A 23,342-nucleotide genomic window follows, 5' to 3' on the forward strand; every position below is an offset into this window, starting at 1 on the left:
TGTTGAAAATTTTATGAATGTTCGATATAGGTAATACCTAAACTCACCCTAATCTAAATGTAGGAGGATTGAATCGCGCGTGGACAAACCATTAAGTGTTCAGGCTTCTGCGGAATCCGCTGCGTTGTCCGTGAGACCTACTCCTCCGGGAGAGACGGCGACTTGGAAAGATTTCATCGCCTTGACGAAACCGGGCATTTTACGCTCCAACCTGATTGCCGCTTTTGCCGGGTTTTGGGTTGCTTCCCGCTGGGAGCTTGATTATATTCAATTAGTTGTCATGCTGCTGGGAACAGCGCTGGTGATGGCGTCATCCTGTGTTTTTAACAACTATTTCGACCGGGAGATGGACACAAAGATGGCCCGGACGAAGAACCGTGCCCTTCCCACAGGGAAATTGTCTCCAAAGACGGTGCTGTGGTATGCGGTGACTTTAGGCGTTTTGGGCCTAACCGTATTATTTGCCTTTTGTGGTCCGCTAGCAGGATTGTTTGGCGTGGTAGGTATGTTGGTTTACGTGGTCGTCTACACGTTGTGGCTTAAACGCAGCTCTACCTGGAGTACCTCGATCGGCGCCATTTCCGGTGCTATGCCGCCTGTTATTGGTTATGTCGCCGCTTCGGGCCGCATCGATCTGGGCGCCTGGATGCTGTTCGCCTTGCTTTTCCTATGGCAACCGCCCCATTTCTGGGCGTTGGGCATCCGCCGCACCGAGGAATACCGGGCCGCGGGCTTCCCGCTGCTGCCTGTCGTCAAGGGCATTCCGCGGACGAAGCTGCAGATGATTCCGTATCTCGTATTGCTTATTCCAATTCCGATTTTGATGTACGCCTACGGTTATACAGGGGTCTGGTTCCTGGTGATTGGAAGCCTTCTGTCGGTTGCCTGGCTGCTCATGGCACTCCAGGGGTTCCGGGCGAAAGATAACGACGTTTGGGCGAAACGAGTCTTTCTATTTTCGGTCAATTATTTAACGATTGCCTTGATCGTGATGATATTGGATACGGTAAGGCTGTAATGGGGGATGGGCATGGCGGTTTTGAAGAAATACAAATGGACATGGATTCTTCTTGCGATTTGCGTGATTCTAGCCGGTTATCTGTTATGGGATACTTATGCGAAACCCAAGCTGCCGGTCATTCGTCCCGTCGCCGATTTCAGTATGGAGAACGTAGACGGCAAGACAGTGACCCTGCAGGACACGAACGGCAAAGTCCGACTGTTTTATTTCTTCTTCGCCAATTGCCCTGACGTTTGCCCAATCACAACCTTCCGGTTGAGTCAGGTTCAGGATATTTTGAAGGATAAAGGGCTGTTCGGCAAAGATGCTTCTATTGTTTCCATTACGTTCGATCCGGAGCGAGACACGCTTGAGAACGTCAAGGCGTTTGGGGACAAATTCAAGGCGGATTATTCCGGTTGGTATTTCCTTCGCGGGGATCAACAGAAGACGATCGATCTAGCGATGGAATCGTTCAAAATTCTGATTAATCAGGACGAGGATGGGAATTTCGTGCATATGGACCTAATTGGCCTCGTGGACCGTGAAGGCCGGTTGCGTGAAATTTACCGGCCGGAGGCGACGCCGGACGAAATCGCCGCAGGAGTCGTGGATCTAGTTAAGGAGTAGCGGAGCGACTACGTGATCAAAAGCAAATAAGGCTTTTCAGCGCCGAGAAGCGCGATCAAAAGCTGTCATAAGGAGCCGGTGTTGGAGGATAGTTTATAAATTCCTCCAGCCCGGCTTTTTCTAATTGAGCGATCAGGTATTCGTCGGGAGTTCCTTCCACACCGGCATACCCCCGTCTTGTATAGATTTGTACCGCGTCGGGAAAAGCATCGCGCAGCAAGCCTCGGATACGTTTCCCGGATGGATCGTTATCCAGGAACAGAAACAACTCGTCATCATTGACCTTTTTGCGCAAACTTTCCAACTTCTCGTTATTTAACGTGCCAAACGTACAATAGATCTGGACGGCCTCGTTCAGCAGGCGCCGCAGCTTGCTGCGGTCGTTCTTGCCTTCTACGATGATGCTGAGCGACAAAAAAATCCCCCCCGGGCTTTAAGCGTAATCAACCAAGCTGTGGTTACGCTTCTAGTTTATACCCGGCAGGGGATCTCATGCAAAACAGGATAGAATGATAAGGAAAAGGGCTGGAATCAAGTTATTTCAATTCAATATCGAAACGCGTTCCCGGATCTCCAATAAATACAAGGGTTCCATTCTCAGGTAGTTTCACTTGGTTGTTTCCGCTGACCACTGAGAAGTTCACGCAAGCCCCGGATGCGTCGTAAACCGCAAAGGACGTTTTAACGGGCAGGTCGACGGTGATCGTTTTACCGGCCGCTTTGGCCGGAATGGAGAACCACCGAGCTTGTTCCGTCGGACGCAAGGTTACCGAGGACTTCTTGCCAGGGTACAGTTCCTTGATCTGATCCCCGCTCAAATACCGAGACCCGCCGGCTTCCAGGTACTCGCTTCCGGCTTGGGTAATGAAACGGAATTCCGCAGAGTCGCGGCTTCCCGTAGATGGAACCGCATGTTTGCCCATCAAGGAATCGGGACCCGTGATTTGTTTGTCCATCACGTAGCCGGGCAAGCTGTCTGTGCGTGTGATTTTGTAAGTTGGCAGCGTCATGAAGTAAGCCATGGAGCTATACTTTTCCGATACCAGGAAATAAGATTTCCCTTCGCGATGCTTCCAAGCGGCTTCAACTTCCGGCGATATCGCGTTCTCTTCAAGCTTCTCCGCAGAATAAAGATTTAAGGCCAGTTGACCCAATTCAGGGACGGTGGCGTATTGTCTTTCCCATAAATAAGTGCGTCCGTTCTTCTCCTTCACGAAGCTGACCTTAAGCGAGCCGTCCTCGCTGACAAAAGTGCCGTCCTTCGTGTACATCAGCTTGGGAAGACCCAAGGATTCGCCTGGCGCAAACGGAGACGATATGTTGATTTCGCCATTCGCAACATCAATTCGGAACAATTGGTTTGTCGCCCCATAGAAACCGCTGTACTTCGTCAATTCTTCCGGCATATCCGCTTTTTCCGGTGTACCGAAAGACTTGGCCGGTTTTGGTTCCTTAATCGTTCCTTTATCCTTTAAGGCCTGGAGCAACAGTTCGTTCGCGAGCAGTTGATTCAGCGAGCTGGAGCCACCGGAGGAGAGAACGGCGGCCGCCATTTTCTGTTCCGGCAAAACGACGAGCTCCGCATGGTACATCAGAGTATCTCCGCCCTTCGCTAAGGCCTTAATGCCGTATTCGCTGAAGGGGAACAACCGCATGGTATCCCAACCCAGTCCGAAGTCGAAGCTGTTATCGGCGTCTTGAGGCCATACGCCTCTTTTGTATTCCGGCTGTGCCATGGCATTAACGGCCTTCTCGGACAGGATCCCCGCTTCACCCGTGAACAGGCTGGCGAATTTCACTAAGTCTTCGGCGGTCGAGTAAATGCCGCCCGTTCCAATCACGTTCACCGTTTCGTTCGGCAATTGTTCCGGAACTCCAGGCGTGTACAGTGCGGCGAGCTTGCTAGCTTCCAAGTCATCCTGTGAGGTCAGCGTATGCTTCATGCCAAGGGGCACGGTGAATTCTTGATGGATATAATCGGTAAAATCTTTGCCGCTGACACGTTCTACCAAAATTTCTGCCAGCGTAAAACCGTCGTTGCTGTAAACCGAATAGGCACCCGGGTCCGCTTTCAGGGATTGCCCGGCCAATTGATCAAGCAGCGTATCATGAGCGTAAGAGTCGTTATCATCAAACAAAAAAGCATTGGCGAGGCTGGACCCCTCGAATCCGGAGGAATGGTTAAGCAGCATGCGTGGCGTGATTAGCTTATACCGTTCATCTTTCATCTTAAACTCCGCTATGTAATTCACCAACGGCGAATCCAGGTTGATTTTACCTTCGTCAACCAGTTTCATGACAGCGGCAGTCGTAAACATTTTACTGGTTGAACCAATACCATACATCGTTTCAGAAGTCAGTGGGATCTTCCCGGCGGCATCGTTTTTGCCCGATTCTCCGGAGGCGATAAGTTTACCGTTGTCCACCAAAGCATACTGGACGCTGGTAGTTCCGTAGGTGCCGGTGAGCAGCGCGGCTTTCGCGGCGGCGATTTGCTCCAATCCTTGCGGCGTTTTGTCAGTTGGCGGCGCTTCGGCCGCCATAACACTAGCTGGCATCAGCAGCGTAAAAGCAAGGATCATGGCAAGAAACGCATTTCGTCTTTTCTTCAAACTAAAAAACCTCCCTTAAATTGGATATATCTTTAGTACGTTAACAAAGTAGGGGAGGGTTCATCTTTTTTGGAATAGGATGGATAATGACGCAAAACGGCCTGCCGAAGGGGCAGACCGAAGTGCAGGGACTATATTGATTGCAAAGAACTAGAGAAGAGGAGCACGAAGGATAATTACCAGCAAAATGTACAACACGAGGATCGTCCCCGTCGATGTCCAGAAACCGTATCCAGGACCCACCGGGCCCGGTCCGCAATTGTCAACGCCACCCATCTATGTTCACCCCGCTTTCAACAGGATCGGTTACTACACGATTATCTTATGAAGGAAGATTGCCTGCGCCCTGTGCGGCAGCCTAAGGCGGGGTGAAATATCCTGTGCGCTTGTCCCGGATACCGAATTCCTTGATTCAGGGATGTCCGGTGCCGGCGCCAACTGGAGGAGATAGGGCTCCGGCGTGTTTTTTTGGCGGTACGATGATAATGGCCAACATCAGCACGAAGAAGGCCAGAAAGTAAGGTGAATACGAACCGTGGATCGCTCCTGCGCTGATCGGCCCGATAAATGAACCGAGCGACATCGCGATCGATTGCAGCGAAAATACGGTGCCGAGCCGCTTCCCTCCGCTCAAATCGATAAATAGCGAAGCGATAGCGGGGAACACCACCCCTTTGGCCATCCCCAAGGCAAATAGCGTAACGGGGAGCGGGATGAAATCAAAGGCAGCCATGGCGAAGAAACATAAGGCGATGCCCAGAATGCCGAGGCTTGCTCTTAAATAGGGAGAATAATGGCTCAAAAATAACATCGACAGCGTCACGAGCGCCCCTAAGCTGATAATGGAAAAATATAAGCCCGTATGCATGATACCCTCGGTTCCGCCGGCCTGCAGCGGCAGCTCAAAAAACAAAATACCCTGGGAGCAGGCCACGGCGAGCGGCAGCAGATAATAACGCAGGGGGATCACGTTGATTCTGACCGGTACCTGTGCCTTGGCGGAGCCAGGTTTTGCCGGATCTGCCGCGAGCATCCGCGGAGGCTCCTTGATTGTGAAAATAGCGATGATCCCCGTCGAGATGAGCAGCCAGCCGAGCATCTGGAAGGTGATGGTGAAACCGGATTGGGCGACCAGGAAGGCGCCGGCGGCCGGTGACACGACCGAGGCAACGGTATGCATGACGCCATGTCCAGCCATCAGCTTGCCTTGCTGTACAGGACTCTTGGACAGCGAGGCGAGCATCGCCAGGCAGGCCGGAGACAGAAAGGCTAACACAAACCCGCTGATTGACCGCAGCGCGAGTAGCTGCCAGGGCTCGGTGACATGAGCCTGCAGCAACAGGATCACTCCGGCAGTCAGCAGGCTGAAGATCATATACCCTTTGCTGCCGTGACGGTCGACGCCTTGCCCCGCAAGCAGATTGCCCGGCAGATGGGTCAGCGCATAGATGCCCATCATCCAGCCGATAAACGTCGGCGCGGCTCCGAGCGATAAGGCAAAGGGGGTCAGGATCGGGTACTGGGCGTGCAGATCGAAGAAAGCCAGAAACATAAAGAAGTACAGCCAGAAGGCGATTTTCACGCGTCGCCCCTCCTTTTCGTAAAATGACTCATTGATATACTTGTACGCCCGCCGGGACGAACTTATTACCCGCGGCTTTCCATCACGAAGCAGTGACCGGTCCGGGGTTAAGCTGACATGGCATTGGGCCATCATGTATAATGGGATTGACTTAAAATTAAGGAAATCAAAGGTGGAGGTTTCATCATGTTTGATGTACAGGTATGGACCGAATTTCTACAGGAAAACTGGCTGGTGATCGTCGTTGCCCTGGTCATCCTTTTCCTCGTGTTGAACTTCGTAAGAACGGTTGTGAAATGGGCGCTGGTCCTGGTCATCGCCGCTTTTATCATCATTTACAGCGGTATCACGATGAAAGACATCGGCGATGCGGTAACGACGGTCAAAGAGCAAGCTCTCGACATCAGCAAAACCGAAGCGTTGAACATGATGAAAAATGAAGCGAAAGAAGCCGAATTGACGCAAAATTCGGACGGCACGTTTACAATTACGACCCCGAACCTGGAGGTTATCGGACAAGCGGGCAGCGATAAGGTAAAGGTATCGTTCCGTGGGGTCTCTCTTGGAGAATGGTCGATGAACGACACGCTGGAGGCATTTATCCAGGAAGCCAAACGTAATTCCCAATAAAGAAGATAAACAAACAACCAGAATGAACGGAGGAGCTCATGAAGCTGGACATGACGACATTGCTGCAAACCTTAAGCGAATATAACTGGATCACGGTGCTGCTGTTGGTCGTGCTGCTGGGTTCGGTGTTACAGGGATTGGTTCGCGGAGCTTCCCGCTCCGCCGGCCGTCTGTTCGCGCTGCTTAGCGGCGGCGTATTGTCGCTGGTCGGAATCGCAGTGGCCGTCCCACTTACGATGTGGGTGTCGCCGAAGGTACAGGTTTGGCTGTCGACCTTGCCGCTTCCGGAACGGGAACTGGCGCGATGGGAGCAGGTTCTGTATACGCTGATCATGGCGGTACGTGATTTTCCACTGATGCGGTTTGCCGTCGTATTCCTCCTGCTGTATTGGCTGATACGCACCTTGGCAGGGTTTGCGATGCTGTTCTTCCGCGGGGGGAGCGGCCTGTTCGGCTGGCTATTCTCCGGTGGGGATCGTCCGGCTTCCTTGCTTAGCCGTTTGACAGGCGCGGGGATCGGGGCCGTCATTGGAGCGGCACGTTGTTTGCTGCTGATTGCCTTGTTATTCATCGCCGTGACGGTGAACCCGAACAGCGGGTTCAGCCGTTACGTTGAAGCCTCGCCGGTTTACCAGCAAGGGGCGAAGACGGTGATCGAGCCGCTTACCGGCAATTTGATTAAGGAGAAGCTGCCGGTATTTACCCGAAGCGTAGAAGCGGAGCTTGGCAGCATCTTGCAGCAGAAATATGAAGTCATTGATGCCAACATCCCGGATTCCATCGAGCTAGCAGCGGCGGAAATTGCCAAAGGGGCCGATACGGATGAGGAGAAGGCGCGCCGGTTGTACGACTGGGTTGGGACGCGGGTGTCATATGATTACGATAAAGTGAAAGACTATGAGGAAAAAGGAATCTGGCACGAGCAAACGCCGCAAATGACGTTTGATACCAAACGTGGGGTTTGCATCGATTACTCCCGGCTTTACGCCGTAATGGCCAGATCCCAAGGGCTTCAGGTCAAGGTCGTGACCGGTCTGGGTTACGATGGACAAGGCGGATACGGGCCGCATGCCTGGAACGAGGTGTTTTTGCCTGAGAAAAATGCTTGGGTCCCGCTCGATTCTACCTGGGCCAAAAGCGGCGATTGGTTTAATCCGCCGGCTTTCAACGAAACCCACGTTCCTGATAAGATCATTTAAAGTGGCAGTAGGGACTCGCGGATTTGGCCCTACCGACGAAAATTACTGGAAACGGGGTGTAACTTCACCGCGCCTTATTTCGTTATGGTACTATAGAGTAGGTTGTCACAAACGATAATTGATTTAAGGGGAAGAAAGTAGGGAAACACCTTGAAAAGCGCTTATGTTAAAGATCCGCAAGAGCAGGAAATTGCAATGCAGCGCCATTTTAATATACGGTTAAACATGTTTTTCTTTAGTGCTTTTGCCATATTCACCGTTATCATTGTGCGTCTCGCTATATTACAGTTCGTGGAAGGGCCGACATTGTCCCAGCAGGAGAGCAATTTGCGGGTCAAAGACGTGCCGTTGTCGCCAACGCGTGGAACGATCTACGCAGCAGCGGGGGAGAAATTAGCCTACTCCACGCCGGTCCAATCGCTGTATATCACCCTCCAGAAGGATTATAGCAACGCAACTGACAAAGGGAAAACCAATCGTCCGGAAGCTTTGGCATTGGCCAAAAAGCTGAAGGAGGTTTTTGATAAATTCGGTACGCCGGACACGAAAATGACGGAAGAGGAAATCATCAAAGCGATGGACCTCGATTACCGGCAAAACAACGGGTTTACGCCGCGCCGCATCAAGATCGACCTGACCGCTGCGGAAGTAGCCTATTTTCTGGAACGGAAAAGCGACTTTCCGGGGATCGACATCGTGGAGGAAAGCATCCGCCATTACGACCCCGATACCGTAGCCGTTCAAACGATCGGATATATCAAGAAATATAAGGGCGCTTCCACATCGCTCAACAAGTACAAGCAGATTCGGGAATCGAAAAACGATGATCCTGCCATGCAATATACAGAAACCGAAGACGTCGGTTACGACGGTCTGGAATTATTTTACCAAGACGAGCTTCGCGGGAAGAACGGCTACAAGAGCGTGCCGATCGATCCGCGGAACATGGCCACAGGTATCGCGGAGATTACGCCGCCGGAAAAAGGCCATGATTTGCACACGACGATCAACAAGAACATCCAGATGATCGCCGAACAGGCAATTCTCGACCAAATCGATTGGGTGCATAGCCACCCGGTATCCGGCAAGGTTCATCCTAACGCAAAAACCGGGTATGCCGTCGCGATGGAAGTGGAGACCGGCAACGTCGTAGCCATGGCCAGCATGCCGGACTACGATACCAACGTATGGCAATCGGGCGGGGTATCCGCAGACAACTGGACGAGTATCTCCTCAAACTACCAGAACGGTACGATCACGCCAATCAGCTCCGGACGTTCGGGGCATAACATGGAATCCGTCATTTTGCTGGGTTCCACCATTAAGCCATTATCGGTGTTGATCGGACTGAACGAAGGTTTGTTTACGACCAGCACCTACTACCATGACTCCGGGATTGCTTATTTCGGGAGAAACGATTCCGCCAGCGTTCGCAACTCGCAGCGGCATGCGTACGGCTCGATTGATCCAGCTAGCGCAATCCGTCATTCCTCGAATACGTTTATGGTTGATATGGTTGGTGAAAAGCTGTACAACAGATACGGTTCCAAAGGGATCGAGATCTGGGATAATTACATGAAGCAGTTTGGTCTGGGTATTTCGACCGGCGTGGATCTGCCGAATGAATATTTAGGCAAGCTAGAGTATACAAATGAATCGGAGACCGCATTATCCCGACTCGCCTATGCTTCCTTCGGACAGCAAGGTAAATACACCGCGATGCAGCTCGCTCAATATACGACGACGTTGGCAACAAGAGGGAAACGGATGGAACCACATCTCGTCAGCAAAATCACCGATACCGAGGGCAATATTGTCAAGGAATTCAACCCGGTGATCCTTAATGAAGTCAAGTTTAACGACGCTTATTGGAAAGAGGTTATCGGCGGAATGGAGACCGAAGTTTCCTTTGCGTTCTCGGGTTTCCCTTACGATTTCGCACGGAAAACAGGGACCTCGGAGCAATGGGCTGACGGCGCCAATCGTGATAACGGCGTATTTATCGCTTTCGCGCCGCGGGAGAACCCGAAACTGGCGGTCGCGGTCGTTATTCCTGAAGGCGGCTTCGGTGCCTACAGTGCCGCACCCGTCGCTCGCAAAATTTTCGATGCGTACGACCAAGAATACGGCCTGGACGGCGTGCCGAAGAAAGCCAAAAATGAGCAGCAACAGCAATCTAGCAATAATCAAACTGGTCAAAACGGGAATCAAACCGGGCAAACCAATCCCTAACTGAATCTTTTGAACAGCAGCGACCTTTTCACATCATGTTGAGAAGGTCGTTTTTTTATTCCCGGCGGCTGAAATCCGGTTCCCAGATGTTCCAATGGAGAGAGGCGGGAAGGAACTACGATGAACAGATACGTTTCGGAGGATCCTCAAGAACAGCAGGCTTTCATGCGACGTCATTTCCATATTCGGTTGAACCTTTTTTTCTTCAGCGCGTTCGCCATATTTACGATCATCATCGTACGGCTTGCGATCATGCAGTTTGTGGAGGGGCCAACGCTCTCCAAGGAAGAAACGAGAATGAGGGTTCGGGAGGTGCCGATGCCTCCAGTCCGAGGTTCCATCCTAGCGGCGGGGGGAGAAATGCTGGCTTATTCCACGCCGGTGCAGTCCTTGTATTTGACGCTCCAGAAGAGCAACTACGACCCGGTATCCGAAGCGGGGCAAGCCAATTTGGCAGAAGCCAGGGCCTTGGCCCGAGAGCTAAAGAAAGCCTTCGATACATATGGCGATCCCGCGAATGAAATGACGGAGGAGGCCATTCTCGGGGCGATGGATCTGCAGTTCCGCTATGGCGGCGGATTTGTTCCCCGCAGGATCAAAAGCGAGTTGACCGAGAAAGAAGTCGCTTATTTTTTGGCTCAAAAAACCAAGTTTCCGGGTTTAGACATTATCGAAGATTCGGTGCGCCATTACGACCCCGACTTGGTAGCGGTACAAACAGTCGGTTACCATAAAAAGTACCGGTCCACGTATGATTTGGAATGGTATAAACCGATCCGGGAGAGTCGGGATTCGGATCCGGCATTGCAGTACACGGAAGACGAATTTGTTGGCTTCGATGGGCTGGAGATGTATTATCAACGGGAGCTGCGCGGCAAGAACGGATACAAGCGGGTTCCGATCGATCCGCGTAATATGGCGAATGGCGTAGCTGACATCATTCACCCGGTTAAGGGCTACGACCTGCATACCACGCTGAACAAAAAGGTGCAGTTGGCGGCGGAGCAAGCGATTCTGGACCAAATCGAGTGGGTCCGCAAGAATCCTGTATCCGGGAAAGTGCATCCTTTCGCCCAAACGGGTTACGCGGTGGCCATGGAGGTCGATACGGGCAACGTCATCGCCATGGCCAGCATGCCGGATTACGATACGAACTTATGGCAAACCGGCAGCATGGACACCCGGGAATTTGAGAAGATCCGGGAGTATTACAAAAACGGGACGGTCACGCCATACAGCGCAGGATACTCGGGTCATGGATTCGAGTCGACCGTGTATCTCGGCTCCACCATTAAACCGCTGTCCGTTCTGATCGGGCTGAACGAAAAGCTGTTTACGACCCAAACGAAGTATACCGATCGAGGGGCTGCTTATTTCGGTCGAAACGATCAAGCGAGGGTGCGAAATTCCTCGAACCATATCTACGGTTCCATCGATCCCGGGCTGGCCATTCGCTACTCGTCTAATGCGTTTATGGTCGATATGGTCGGGGAAAAGCTCTATAACAAATACCGCGCGAAAGGCATCGATATTTGGGACGACTATATGAAGCAGTTTGGGTTAGGCACCTCTACGGGAATCGATTTACCGGGAGAGTATTTGGGGACATTGGAGTATAAGGACGAATCGGAAACGGCGTTATCCCGGTTGGCTTATGCCTCTTTCGGACAACAAGGCAAATATACAGCGATGCAGTTGGCGCAATATGCTGCCGCCCTGGCGAATCGGGGGAAACGCATGCAACCTAGGCTCGTGCAAAAAATGACCGATGACTCGGGAAATACGGTGCTGGAACTCAAGCCCCGGGTGCTGAACGAAATCAAAATGAACGAGGCCTACTGGGACGAAGTCATCGGAGGCATGCGGACAGACGTCAGCGCGTTTGACGGGTTTCCATACGATTTTGCCCGGAAGACGGGAACTTCGGAGCAAGCTTATAAAGATGAACTGATGGAAAATGGTGTGTTTATTGCGTTTGCGCCGCGTGAAAAACCAAAGTTGGCGGTGGCGGTCGTCATCCCCGAAGGTGGATTTGGAGCCCACAGTGCCGCCCCGGTTGCCCGCAAAATCTTCGATGCGTATGACCGCGAATACGGTCTGGCCGGTCATCCCCTAAAATAATCGACTCGAGAAGAGGCCCTGCTCGCTGAGCGGGGCTATTTTTGCGAGTAAATTTTTGGGGTCCCAAGGAAATTTCGCTTGCTTTTTGGTAATCCTTTGCTTAAAATTTGCACAAGGGAAACATTTTTATATAACACTAAAAAATAAAGCCTGAGCAAACAAGTGTTTACTTGTACAACATTGAGCGATTAAGGGAGAGGAGAAACGAAATGGATGAGTTGAAGATGAAGAAAAGCCCGTTTGAAAGGGCAAAGATGACGTTAGGCGTATTGGCTTTGATCGTATTGGCGGCTTGTTCTAAAGCGGAGGGCCAGGCAGACCATATCCGTGACTCGGCGGACGAAACGCCGGTACAGGTAGTGGCCACGATCGGGATGATTACGGATGTCGTACGGGAAGTCGGCGGTGAGCAGGTCAAGGTGACCGGACTGATGGGACCGGGGGTAGACCCGCATTTATATAAGGCATCGCAAGGGGATATCGAGAAGCTGGACAACGCAGAGGTCGTGTTTTACGGGGGGCTGCACTTAGAAGGGAAAATGACGGAAGTTTTCGAGAAATTGGAGCAGCGGAAGCGGACCGTGGCGGTCTCGAAGGACATTGATCCGGGCGAACTGCGCTCTGGCGCGGATGCCGGCGGATCGCAATACGATCCGCATATCTGGTTTAACGTCCGGCACTGGATCACGGCGACGGAAACGATCCGAGACACGTTGTCAGCCTACGATCCGGACCAAGCGGACGTCTATCGGAAGAACGCCGAAGCGTATATCGCCGAATTGGAGAAGCTGGATGCGGAGGTGAAGCAACGTATTGCCGAAATCCCCGAGCAGGACCGGGTATTGGTAACGGCACATGATGCGTTTGGTTACTTTGGAGATGCCTACGGGATCCAGGTCATGGGCCTGCAAGGGATCAGTACGGCGGCCGAATACGGTTCAAAGGACGTCGCCAAGCTTCGGGACTTCTTGGTTGAGAACAAGATCAAGGCCGTGTTCGTGGAATCAAGCATTCCGACTAAATCGATGGAGGCGGTCATTGCCGGAGCCGCTGAGCTGGGGCATACCGTGGAAATTGGCGGCGAGCTGTATTCGGACTCGTTGGGAGAAGCCGGCTCCGAGGCGGACACGTACATTCATATGGTCCAACATAATGTGAACACGATCGTTGAAGCGTTGAAATAAGTCCAGAAGGGGAGAACAAGGATGAAGAGTTATCCGCTTGAAGTGAACCGATTAACGGTTGCTTATCAGAAAAAGCCGGTGTTGCGTTCGGTATCTTTTCAAATCCCGGAGGGGCAATTAATAGGAATTCTCGGTCCGAACGGGGCGGGCAAATCCACACTGTTAAAAGCGGTGCTAGGGCTGCTTCCGACTCTGGACGGAGAAGTACGCATCTATGGCCGCTCCTACCGGGAACAACGCAAGTTGATCGGATATGTGCCCCAGCGTGAATCGGTCGATTGGGATTTTCCAACCCATGCGTTGGATGTGGTGATGATGGGGCGTTATGGCCAGCTTGGTTGGTTCCGCCGCCCGGGGGCGAAAGAGCGGCAGATCGCCATGGAATGTCTGGCCAAGGTAGGAATGGCGGAGTATGCCGGTCGTCAGATCAGTCAACTGTCTGGCGGTCAGCAGCAACGGGTGTTTCTGGCCCGGGCGCTGGCGCAAAATGCGCAAGTCTATTTTATGGATGAACCCTTTGCCGGCGTGGACGCCACCACGGAGAAAGCGATCATCGCCCTATTGCACGAATTGAAGGAGCAGGGGAAAACGGTTCTGGTCGTGCATCACGATTTATCCACGGTTAAGGAGTATTTCGATCATGTGCTGCTGCTGAACGGTGAATTGATTGCCTCAGGACCCACCGAGGAGACGTTTACGCCGGATCATTTGCATCAGACGTATGGCGGAAGAATCGCCATGCTGGCAGATTTCGGTGCTGCTCCTGCTGGGAAGGTGTGACAAACGATGTTAACGACATTATGGCAATGGATTACCGATCCGAACTTGCAGTGGATTTTGATGGGGTCCTTGCTGCTGGGCTTAGGAAGCGGCGTTATCGGATCCTTCACCTATCTTCGCAAGCAAAGCTTGCTTGGAGATGCGCTGGCGCACGCTGCGTTGCCTGGGATCTGCATCGCGTTTATGTTAACCGGGGTCAAGTCCGTGGGCCTGTTTATGCTCGGCGCGATCCTCGCCGGGATGGCAGCGACGTTTGGGATCTCCGCAATTACTCGCTATACGCGAATCAAGCAAGATGCGGCGCTTGGTATTGTGCTTTCGGTGTTCTTTGGGATCGGGATCGTGATGCTGACGAAGATCCAACACAGCGGCAACGGGAACCAAAGCGGCCTCGATAAATACCTGTTTGGTCAGGCGGCCTCTATGATGCTCGCGGACGTCTATCTGATGGGCGCCGTATCCGTTCTGTTGATCGTAGTCTGCATTTTGCTCTTCAAAGAATTTAAGCTAGTAAGCTTCGATCCCGGCTTTGCGAGGGGAATGGGACTTAAGGTAGCCTTTCTGGAGCAATTGCTCTTGCTTATGACCGTAGTAGCGGTCGTCGTGGGGATTCAAGCAGTAGGGGTCGTACTGGTGGCTGCCTTGCTGATTACACCGGCGGTCGCCGCCCGGTACTGGACCGACGCTTTGGGTATCATGGTCGTGTTGGCCGGTGTATTCGGGGCGTTGTCGGGGGTCACCGGAACATTGATCAGTTCGACCTTATCGAATCTGCCGACCGGTCCGGTCACGGTATTAGCGGCAACCGCGTTGTTTGTCCTCTCCGCGTTGTTTGCACCAAATCGGGGGCTGCTAGCGAAATGGGTGCGCCGCTGGCGCGGCCGCAGCGAGATACAGCATCCCGCGGAGCTGGCGATGATCCGACAAGCCGGGAATGCGGTTGAAAGGGGGACGGAATAATGGCTGATTTTTGGATTATTTTGACCGGTACACTGGTGGCCGCAACATGTGGAGTTTTGGGCTGCTTTCTGGTTTTGCGGAAAATGGCCATGGTCGGGGATGCAATCAGCCACTCGGTCTTGCCGGGGATTGCCATCGCATTTCTAGTGAGCGGCTCTCGAGACTCCATGTTAATGCTCATCGGAGCGGCCGCGCTGGGATTGATCACGGTTTTCTTGATTCAGGCTTTACAGCAAAGCGGCCTGCAATCAGATGCCTCGATCGGCATCGTATTTACGGCATTGTTCGCCGTTGGCGTGATTCTAATCAGCCGGAACGCCTCTCACATTGATCTGGATCTGGATTGCGTGCTGTTTGGTGAAATTGCCTACGTGCAGTGGGACACCTGGATTTGGAACGGCTACGACATGGGGCCGGTCGCCGTCTGGATGCTGAGCGGAACGTTGCTCCTCGTGCTGGTGGCTATCCTGTTGTTCTACAAGCAGTTTAAATTGTGCGCCTTCGATCCTGCGCTGGCGGCTGCGGTTGGGATTCCGGTTGCCTTATTCCATTATTTACTGATGGGGTTGGTTTCGCTGTCAACGGTCGCTTCCTTTGAGAGCGTTGGCGCCATCCTGGTTGTCGGCATGTTGATCATTCCGGCATCGGCAGCTTACTTGCTGACCGATCGGCTGAGCGCCATGCTGGGGTACAGCGTGTTGATCGGGGTGCTTAGCGCAGCGGGCGGTTACTACGCGGCTAAATGGCTGGACGCCTCCATCGCCGGCTCGATGGTGACGGTAGCCGGCATCCTGTTCCTGCTGGCGCTTGTTTGTTCTCCGAAGCATGGCCTGATCGCCCGATTTGGCAAGCGAAATCGACCGAACGCTGCAGCGGTTTAAGGCCCCGAATCAAGCGAAAACAAACGCTATTTTTAGACCGAAAGTGACGCATTCTTGTCAAGTTGTTGCTACCAAGTTCCTTCTTCCCCGTATTACTTGATATAGTTAGCCGGCAAATGGTCCGGCCAGATCACAACTTAAGGAGAGGGATTCATATGGAGGCAGGTACACAGCAGCAGCAACATCCAAAGAAGAACACGCCCGTGGGGAAATGGATTTCAACGGCCATCATCGTCATCGTCGTGCTCATCGTTGGTTCTAACAGCTACGCGCAAGTGGAATACGGCCATGTCGGTTTATACAAAACGTTCGGGAAGTTGAATGATAATGTTTTATCTCCGGGAATGCATTTCAAAGTTCCGTTTATTCAAACCGTCATTCAGGTGAACACGCAGGTCACCAAGACGGAAACGGACACTACCGCTTCCTCCAAGGATTTACAGCCGGTTTCCACACATGTCGCCGTCAACTACTCGGTCAACAAGGATTCGGCTTACAATCTGATGAACAATATCGGCGGGAATTTCGATATGGTCATCATTAATCCGGCTGTGCAAGAGATCGTCAAAGAAGTAACGGCACGCTATCAGGCCGAAGATCTGATCGCCAAGCGCGACGTCGTAGCGGGGGAGATTAGCGAGCATTTGACCGCTCGGCTGGCGAAATACGATTTAATCGTTAACGAAATTAATATCGTCAATTTTAAATTTTCCGACGCGTTTAACCAATCGATCGAAGCGAAGCAGGTTGCTCAGCAACAAGCCTTGAAGGCCAGCAATGACCTGAAGCGGATCCAGATCGAAGCGCAGCAGAAGATCGCTCAAGCCCAAGCCGAAGCAGAGTCGCTTAAGCTGAAGAAGCAGGAGGTTACGCCGGAACTGGTACAGCTTAAACAGATCGAGGTACAGGAGAAAGCGCTGGAGAAATGGGACGGCAAGCTCCCGCAAGTGACGGGCGGCGCCACGCCATTCATCGACATCCAATCGCTGACGAACCAGCGTTAATTAAATCGAAGTTAACCCGAACCTAGCCGCCTTCCAGGGCGGCTTTTTCGGGTTTAACGGACAGTTAATCAACGGGTCTGCGCGCTTTGTCGGAACCCGGGATTATGGTAAAATGGCGGTATGCTGTCTAGAGATTAGAATCTATTGCGGATAGGGGAGCTGTCTGTTGTTGAAATACAAACTGTTGGCGCTCGATATGGATGGAACGCTGCTTAATGATGAGCATCGAATTACGCCCGAGACGGAACGCTGGATTCGGAAGGCCGCTGCCGCCGGGGTGCATGTCTGCTTGTCGACGGGACGCGGGTACCAGGAGGCGGTTCCGTACGGTGATCAATTAGGCCTGGGTACGCCGATGATAACGGTGAACGGAAGTGAGGTCTGGAAGTCGCCGCATGAGTTGTATCGCAGAGTGTTGCTTGATCGGTCATTGGTTTCGCGAATGTACGACATTTCCCGGGAAAAGATGGTCTGGTTTTGGGCATACGCCGTCGAGGGCAGCTATAACGAAACAAATTGGCAACCCGAATTATTGGAACAAAATCATTGGATGAAGTTTGGTTATTTTACCGAGGACGATGAGGTGAGAGGAGATATTTTACGGCAGCTGCAGGAAATGGGCGGCCTTGAAATTACGAATTCGTCCCCGCACAATCTGGAAATCAATCCGAAGGGAATCAGTAAAGCCAGTGGAATCGACACGGTTTGCGGACTGCTGGGGCTGGAGATGTCCGAAGTCGTGGCGGTTGGGGACAGTCTGAATGACTTGGCCGCGATCGAGGTTGCGGGGCTCGGCGTAGCGATGGGCAACGCGCAGGAAGCCGTGAAGGAGAAGGCGGATGTCGTAACCACGTCGAATAATGAAGACGGAATTGCCTGGATAATTCGGGATTATATATTGACGGGAGAGTGAGAAAATGGCATTGACCGTACTTGGCTGGATTCTGGTAGTTGTCCTATTTGCCGTGGGTATGGCCGGAGCGGTGTATCCCGTATTACCCGGGGTGCTCGCCGTTTATTTTGCCTTTTTCGTGTACGGTTGGTTTTTCTCGTTTGAACCTTTTGGGTGGTTCTTCTGGATCCTGCAAACGCTGATCGTCGTCGTTCTGATGGTGGCGGATTATGCGGTGGGAGCTTGGGGGGTCAAGAAATTCGGCGGCAGCAAGCTGTCAGTGTGGCTTAGCACGATCGGCATTATCATCGGCCCGTTTATGATTCCAGCCTTCGGGTTGGTGCTGGGTCCGCTCCTTGGTGCGATGATCGGGGAATTGATCAAAGGTGAATCGCTGTCCAAGTCGTTTAAAGTCGGTGTCGGCTCGGTTGTCGGCTTGTTTAGCAGCATCGTTGTTAAGGTGATCCTACAGTTGGTCATGATCGTCATCTTCATCATTTGGATTGTTGCATTTTAACCTATATCTCATCAGAGCACTCATCAGGATTGCGGGAAAGAAGGAATTGGTTTTGTCCAAGAAGGAATCGTTTGTTAAAGGTACGTTAATTTTGGCGGGGGCCGCGCTGATCGCGAGGGTGCTCGGCCTGTTCCAGCGCGTGCCGTTGGAGCACATTCTCGGAGATATCGGGAACGCGTCGTATTCACAAGCGAATGCGGCTTATTTCATGCTGTTAACTTTAGCGACGGCAGGCATTCCGAGTACGCTGAGCAAAATGGTGTCGGAGCGGCATGCGCTGAACCGGCCCGAGGAAGCGCGTCGCGTCTATCAGGCGGCATTGCTATTTGCAGGCGTGGCAGGCGTCGTTATGTTCGCGTTACTGTTTGTTCTTGCGCCTTATTATGCCGAGGCTTCCGGCGTTCCGGAATCGGTTGTTGCGATTCGTGCCCTGGCTCCAGCACTGCTGCTATTCCCGCTGATTGCGATCATTCGTGGCTACTTACAGGGTCGGAATATCATGATCGCGGGCGGGGTTTCGCAGGTGATTGAGCAAATCGTGCGGGTGGCTACCGGCATTATTTTAGCTTTTGTGCTGTTCCATTGGGGATACTCGGGCGAGCAAATAGCAGCCGGCGCGACATTTGGCGCGGTGCTCGGCGGGGTGGCCGCGCTGGTCGTCATGTTGGTGTACAGCATGAAATTGTCGCGGAAGGACCAATCCGCTGGGCAAGAGAAGATGGAAAAGACCACCGGACGGATGTCCTTTAAACGGATCTATGCGGAGATTTTTAAGCTATCGATTCCGATCGTGCTCACCGCACTCGCGGTTCCGGCGGTGAACTTCATCGATAACTCGATCCTGAAGCCGCTGCTAACCGGACAAATCGGTTCCGGACAAGCTACGTATATCCTCGGTATTCTTGGGAATCGTGCGCAGATGATCGCCGGTATTCCGCCGATTTTGGCGATTGCGCTAAGCCAATCGCTGGTGCCTATTATCTCCGCTGCTTACGCGCGGAAGGATCAGGAGCATCTGCAGCGCCAGGTAACGTTGGCGATGCGGGTTGCGGTGCTGAGCGGGATGCCGATCATCCTTGCGTTGGGCACCGCGGCTTATTCCGTGAACGGGCTGCTGTTTAGCACCCGGGACGGCAGCAGCATTGTGGCTCTGCTGACGTTCGCGACGATTTTTCAAATCACGATGATGACCAGCAACTCGATTCTGCTTGGAGTAGGTAAAGCCAATTTATCGATGGTACACGTGGCAATCGGGATTCTTGTGAAGCTGGCGGCCAGCTATGTGCTTGCTCAGTTCTGGGGGATATATGGCATCATTATCGCCACCGGTCTCTGCTTCCTCGTAATTACGCTGCTGAATGTACGGGCGATGAAGCAGATCGTTCCATTCTCGCTGATGGGCAGCCGTTGGGGCGGGTTCGTACTGACGATTGTCGCGTTGTCGGGTGTGGGATATGGCTTGAATCAAGCGGGGATCCAAATGGTGGATCTGATGCCGGCGCGCGTCGCTTTCTTCCTGACCTGCTGCATCGTTGGCGTGGCGGTTGTCGCGCTGTATCCGGTGCTTCTCATCCTGTTGCGCGTCATCCGGAAGGACGAGCTGGCCGGTTATCCGGCACCGCTTCGCAAAGTGCTGTCCCCGTTGATGCGGTTGCAGCGCGGAGGCCGACAGGTGGGATAAAACAAGATCGGCGGCCCGCCCGCCTTCATTCTATCGATTGGCGCCTTTTTGCATGATTATCCCTTTGGTTCAGGTCAGGGAGTTTATATGTCGCTTTTACACCATTATCCCTTTGGCTCAGTTGGGGAGTTGTATGTCGCTTTTACACCATTATCCCTTTGGTTCAGGTTGGGGAGATTGTATGTCACTTCTGCACCATTATCTCTTTGGTTCAGGTCGGGGAGTCGTATGTCACTTATGCACCATTATCCCTTTGGCTCAGGCCAGGGAGGAGATGTTGCTGCTGGGATACACCAATTCCCTTGTAAATTCAGCTCCCTGATCATACGGGATAATGGTGAAAAGAGCCGACCAGAGGAGGCGCCCAAGGCTGCCCAGGCAACCCAAGCGCCCCGCGGGTCAGCGGTCTTCCACCGCATCGTGCACCAATGCGGTCTCGAGGATGCCGTTCCTGTGCGACCGGCTGATGTCGCACAGGAACGGCGCCTTCGGCGCGCTGATGCCATCCAGCGCGCGGGTATCCTTGAGCCAATCCTCCCGGGAGATTGGCTCATAGGCGGTGTCGCCCCAAGCGCTCAGCAGCTTGGGGCTGTAGAGACGCTGGCCCGGCGGCAGCGTCTCTTGTTCCAGAAGCTCTGACCCCTGCACCTTGGCGGTCAGAGCATCTTCCAAATTGGCCGTGAACAGTTCCGGCCAATAATCCGCCCGCGAGCCGCTATGCGGCACGCTCGCGGCGAACCGCTCCGCGCCGCTGCGCACGGCGCGGTAGCCCATAAGCATCGCGTAGAGGCTTTTGCCTAACGCGATGCGGGCCGGCAGGCTGCCGAAGTCGGAGACGGTGCGCCCCGCAAGGCGGCGCGCCTCGCCCCCGGCAGCCTCGTCTTCCGCCTGTTCACTCAGCGGGAACACCACCTGGTTTAATCCGGCCAGGCTGAACAGGCGAAAGTTCATTTTACCCGTCACATGCTTCTGGAAGTAAGGATGGCGTACGACGCGTTTTTCGATATAATTCTGCTCATTGATGATCAGTCCCACGGTGAGCAAGGCACTGCCGCGGTCGATCCAAAACCGTTCCCAGAATGGGCGCATAAACCCGGATACGTGAAAATACGGCAGCAGGTGGAACCGACTAGCGCCAAGCTCCCGGCTCTTCATGTACAACCTTAGCTGCGGGTAGGCATCTTGGAAGATCAACGCGTTGCTGCGCTCTAGAAACCGATAGGTCAGCCGCTTCTCCTCAGCGTCGACCACATCGGCGATCCGGCTGCTGTGCAGGTCCGTCATGTTCCAGCCGGCATTCCGCGAGACCATGTGCGCGAGAAAAGCCCAATGCAGCTCCGGGCAGGCTTGATAGCAGGCAAGATAAGCCGCGGTTCGGCTGATATTGCTCGCCCCGGCTACGCGAGTTTCCTCTGCAATGGTTTCGGCAAGTCGTAAATCCTCGGCGCTGTACTCCTCCCCTGCTGGCATAGGCCTAGACGACGTGTTGCGCCGTAGTTGTTCTTCGATATCGTTAATCACCGTGCGGGCAGCCGCTTCGTTCCAACCTAGAGAAACCGTCTCTTTCCGCATTCGGGACGAATCGGAGAGGGAAGCGGTTTTGCTTCTGAGCATAGACGAAAATGCGGCGGGCAGGCGGAACATCAATCGCCGCAAATTGATGGCTTTCCCCTTGGTCTGGCGAGAATTCTCCATTGTGTTTCCGCCCTCCCTTCTTCCCGAACTGCGAATATTTGGCGGCCAACAAGACATACTACGGTATTAGTAATTAGTATGTCCGAAACATTTGACTTCCACTCCCGCTTTTGGTTGACTAGAAGTACCTGAAGGAAAGGAAGGATGGCCTTATGAAAAAAATAACGTCTCCCGCGGAGTTTCAAGTCAGCATCCAATCCAGCAACCTGATCGTAGCGGTGTTCAAAGCGGACTGGTGTGGGGATTGCAAATTTATAGATCCGTTTATGCCAGATGTCGAGGAGAAATACGCAGGCCGGTTAACGTTGATCGAGGTGGATGTCGATCAGGTCGGCGATGTCAGCCAGGAGCAGAACATTCTGGGCATCCCGAGTTTCGTCGCCTATACTGACGGCCGCGAACTGGTTCGGTTCGTGAACAAGCTACGCAAATCCCGCGAGGAAATTGAAAATTTCCTGAACAAAGCGTTGGACGTGTACCATACGCTGCATGACACGCCGGAAACACGGGATACACTGTAAAAATCCATTATATTCCTCACACCGCCGTCAGGGTTTCCCTTGCGGCGGTGTCTATTTTTCAACATTTTCTATGAAAGAAGTTAGTTGATCGGTTATAATGAAAAGGATTTATCGATTAACTAAAAGGTGTGAACCGTTTGAATACGAAATATTTGAAATGGCTCAGTTACGCGTCCTGTTTTGTCATGTTTCTGGCCACATTAGGGGGCAGCGTCGTGACCAAGACGGAATCGGGATTGGGCTGCGGCAACGATTGGCCGCTTTGTCACGGTAAATTTGTTCCTGCTCATACACTTGCTTCGATGATCGAATATTCCCACCGTGCCGTCAGCGGGGCGGCCGGATTGGTCTCTTTGGCGGCGTTTGTCGCCTTTTGGTTGTATCGGAAGAACCGTAAAGACCTCCAGATCTATTCCCTGCTTGCGCTCATCTTCGTTATGGTACAGGCCGTTATGGGAGCGATGGCGGTGATCTATCCTACGTCGTCTGCCGTCATGGCGCTGCATTTTGGGTTCTCGTTGATCGCCTTCGCGAGCTCGATCATGCTGGTGCTGGGCGTTCGCCAGGAGGAGCGTGGACAAGTTAATGCGCAGTCTTCTGACTATGCGCCTTCGGCTCGGGTTTCTAAGGCGTTCCGTAACCTGACCTGGATAGCGACCGGCTACACCTATATCGTTGTCTATATCGGCGCGTATGTCAGCCATACGGACTCAGCCGGCGGTTGCAGCGGTTGGCCGCTGTGCAACGGGCAACTCGTTCCCGAACTGTCCGGGGGGGAAGGCATCGCCTTTCTGCACCGGGTTGCGGCCGCTTTGTTGCTGGTCGTAATAGCCACGGTAGGTCACTTTGCCTTCCGCAAGCATCCCGATCTGCCGGAAATCCGCAAGCTGGGTGTCGCCGCAACGCTGCTGGTGATCGTCCAGGTGTTCACCGGGGCCACCATTGTGCTGACCTTAAACAACTACGATGTTTATTTGTTCGCTTCGCTCGCGCACATTATCGTATTGGCCGCTTTATTCGGAGTCCTTTGCTATTTAAGCGTCCGGACTTGGCAGTTGAGCCGAACATCCGAGGTACAGGCGCCGTCGGACGGCAAGGCGGTTTGACAACGCGATTGTCATGAATCTGTAGAATGACGGAGGCTTAAGCGACTGCATGGATAAGGTATACTTTTGTCTATAAGCAAACGTTATGTGAGGAACGGACGACAATTCCGTCTTT

At 53.0% G+C, this 23,342-nt stretch carries 20 protein-coding genes; 16 read left to right on the top strand and 4 right to left on the bottom strand.

Translation table 11 applies throughout. The features are described from left to right. Window positions 1–79 precede the first annotated feature (79 nt). Window positions 80–1,018, top strand: coding sequence for a heme o synthase (cyoE, locus tag IM700_RS09735; protein ID WP_193417363.1), 939 nt, complete (start codon window positions 80–82; stop codon window positions 1,016–1,018). Between the two features lie 12 nt (window positions 1,019–1,030). Then, window positions 1,031–1,630, top strand: coding sequence for an SCO family protein (locus tag IM700_RS09740; RefSeq protein WP_193417364.1), 600 nt, complete (start codon window positions 1,031–1,033; stop codon window positions 1,628–1,630). A gap of 55 nt (window positions 1,631–1,685) precedes the next feature. Here IM700_RS09740 and IM700_RS09745 read toward each other — a convergent pair whose 3' ends face one another. From IM700_RS09745 to IM700_RS09755, 3 genes are all read right to left on the bottom strand, one after another. Continuing rightward, window positions 1,686–2,045: a toprim domain-containing protein gene (locus tag IM700_RS09745; RefSeq protein WP_155606159.1), complete on the bottom strand. Its 360-nt coding sequence runs from the start codon at window positions 2,043–2,045 to the stop codon at window positions 1,686–1,688. A gap of 121 nt (window positions 2,046–2,166) precedes the next feature. After that, window positions 2,167–4,242, bottom strand: coding sequence for a serine hydrolase domain-containing protein (locus tag IM700_RS09750; protein WP_418888772.1), 2,076 nt, complete (start codon window positions 4,240–4,242; stop codon window positions 2,167–2,169). A 412-nt stretch (window positions 4,243–4,654) separates the two neighbouring features. Beyond that, a complete protein-coding gene (locus IM700_RS09755) occupies window positions 4,655–5,824 on the bottom strand; it encodes an MFS transporter (protein ID WP_193417365.1) in 1,170 nt (389 codons plus the stop codon). Window positions 5,825–6,010: 186 nt separating this feature from the next. Here IM700_RS09755 and IM700_RS09760 point away from each other — a divergent pair, with 186 nt between their 5' ends. From IM700_RS09760 to IM700_RS09815, 12 genes are all read left to right on the top strand, one after another. Continuing rightward, window positions 6,011–6,454 (top strand): hypothetical protein, encoded by a 444-nt coding sequence (locus IM700_RS09760; RefSeq protein WP_155606161.1) that lies wholly within the window; start codon window positions 6,011–6,013, stop codon window positions 6,452–6,454. 38 nt (window positions 6,455–6,492) lie between these two features. Further along, window positions 6,493–7,653: a transglutaminase domain-containing protein gene (locus tag IM700_RS09765; RefSeq protein ID WP_193417366.1), complete on the top strand. Its 1,161-nt coding sequence runs from the start codon at window positions 6,493–6,495 to the stop codon at window positions 7,651–7,653. Between the two features lie 195 nt (window positions 7,654–7,848). Continuing rightward, the gene (locus IM700_RS09770) at window positions 7,849–9,885 is read left to right on the top strand and encodes a peptidoglycan D,D-transpeptidase FtsI family protein (RefSeq protein WP_418888775.1); all 2,037 of its coding nucleotides are present in this window, start codon (window positions 7,849–7,851) and stop codon (window positions 9,883–9,885) included. Window positions 9,886–10,005: 120 nt separating this feature from the next. Then, window positions 10,006–12,006 (top strand): peptidoglycan D,D-transpeptidase FtsI family protein, encoded by a 2,001-nt coding sequence (locus tag IM700_RS09775; protein ID WP_193417368.1) that lies wholly within the window; start codon window positions 10,006–10,008, stop codon window positions 12,004–12,006. Between the two features lie 209 nt (window positions 12,007–12,215). After that, window positions 12,216–13,190: a metal ABC transporter solute-binding protein, Zn/Mn family gene (locus IM700_RS09780; RefSeq protein ID WP_272491433.1), complete on the top strand. Its 975-nt coding sequence runs from the start codon at window positions 12,216–12,218 to the stop codon at window positions 13,188–13,190. Between the two features lie 21 nt (window positions 13,191–13,211). After that, a complete protein-coding gene (locus IM700_RS09785; protein WP_193417369.1) occupies window positions 13,212–13,970 on the top strand; it encodes a metal ABC transporter ATP-binding protein in 759 nt (252 codons plus the stop codon). Between the two features lie 6 nt (window positions 13,971–13,976). Continuing rightward, the gene (locus IM700_RS09790) at window positions 13,977–14,930 is read left to right on the top strand and encodes a metal ABC transporter permease (RefSeq protein ID WP_193417370.1); all 954 of its coding nucleotides are present in this window, start codon (window positions 13,977–13,979) and stop codon (window positions 14,928–14,930) included. Continuing rightward, window positions 14,930–15,811: a metal ABC transporter permease gene (locus IM700_RS09795; protein ID WP_239483757.1), complete on the top strand. Its 882-nt coding sequence runs from the start codon at window positions 14,930–14,932 to the stop codon at window positions 15,809–15,811. Before IM700_RS09790 ends, IM700_RS09795 begins: the two co-directional genes overlap by 1 nt. Before the next feature lie 155 nt (window positions 15,812–15,966). Continuing rightward, window positions 15,967–16,815 (top strand): prohibitin family protein, encoded by an 849-nt coding sequence (locus tag IM700_RS09800; protein ID WP_155606169.1) that lies wholly within the window; start codon window positions 15,967–15,969, stop codon window positions 16,813–16,815. A 169-nt stretch (window positions 16,816–16,984) separates the two neighbouring features. Then, on the top strand, window positions 16,985–17,728 hold the full coding sequence (locus tag IM700_RS09805) for a Cof-type HAD-IIB family hydrolase (protein WP_418888776.1): 744 nt from the start codon (window positions 16,985–16,987) through the stop codon (window positions 17,726–17,728). Between the two features lie 10 nt (window positions 17,729–17,738). Then, window positions 17,739–18,224 carry a DUF456 domain-containing protein gene (locus tag IM700_RS09810; protein ID WP_193417483.1) on the top strand — a complete coding sequence of 162 codons (486 nt, stop codon included), beginning with the start codon at window positions 17,739–17,741 and terminating at the stop codon, window positions 18,222–18,224. A 52-nt stretch (window positions 18,225–18,276) separates the two neighbouring features. Beyond that, window positions 18,277–19,905 (top strand): putative polysaccharide biosynthesis protein, encoded by a 1,629-nt coding sequence (locus IM700_RS09815; protein ID WP_193417371.1) that lies wholly within the window; start codon window positions 18,277–18,279, stop codon window positions 19,903–19,905. Between the two features lie 399 nt (window positions 19,906–20,304). On the opposite strand, the gene IM700_RS09820 is transcribed toward IM700_RS09815, so the two are convergent. After that, window positions 20,305–21,600 carry a DUF2515 family protein gene (locus IM700_RS09820; protein ID WP_193417372.1) on the bottom strand — a complete coding sequence of 432 codons (1,296 nt, stop codon included), beginning with the start codon at window positions 21,598–21,600 and terminating at the stop codon, window positions 20,305–20,307. A 152-nt stretch (window positions 21,601–21,752) separates the two neighbouring features. Between IM700_RS09820 and IM700_RS09825 the strand changes: the two genes are divergently transcribed. Both IM700_RS09825 and IM700_RS09830 read left to right on the top strand, forming a co-directional pair. Continuing rightward, window positions 21,753–22,121: a thioredoxin family protein gene (locus IM700_RS09825; RefSeq protein WP_155606173.1), complete on the top strand. Its 369-nt coding sequence runs from the start codon at window positions 21,753–21,755 to the stop codon at window positions 22,119–22,121. 137 nt (window positions 22,122–22,258) lie between these two features. Then, complete coding sequence (locus IM700_RS09830) at window positions 22,259–23,227, top strand: COX15/CtaA family protein (protein WP_193417373.1); 969 nt, start codon at window positions 22,259–22,261, stop codon at window positions 23,225–23,227. The last annotated feature ends 115 nt before the right edge of the window (window positions 23,228–23,342 follow it).

The organism is Paenibacillus rhizolycopersici, from assembly GCF_014947195.2.
GTDB lineage: Bacteria > Bacillota > Bacilli > Paenibacillales > Paenibacillaceae > Fontibacillus > Fontibacillus rhizolycopersici.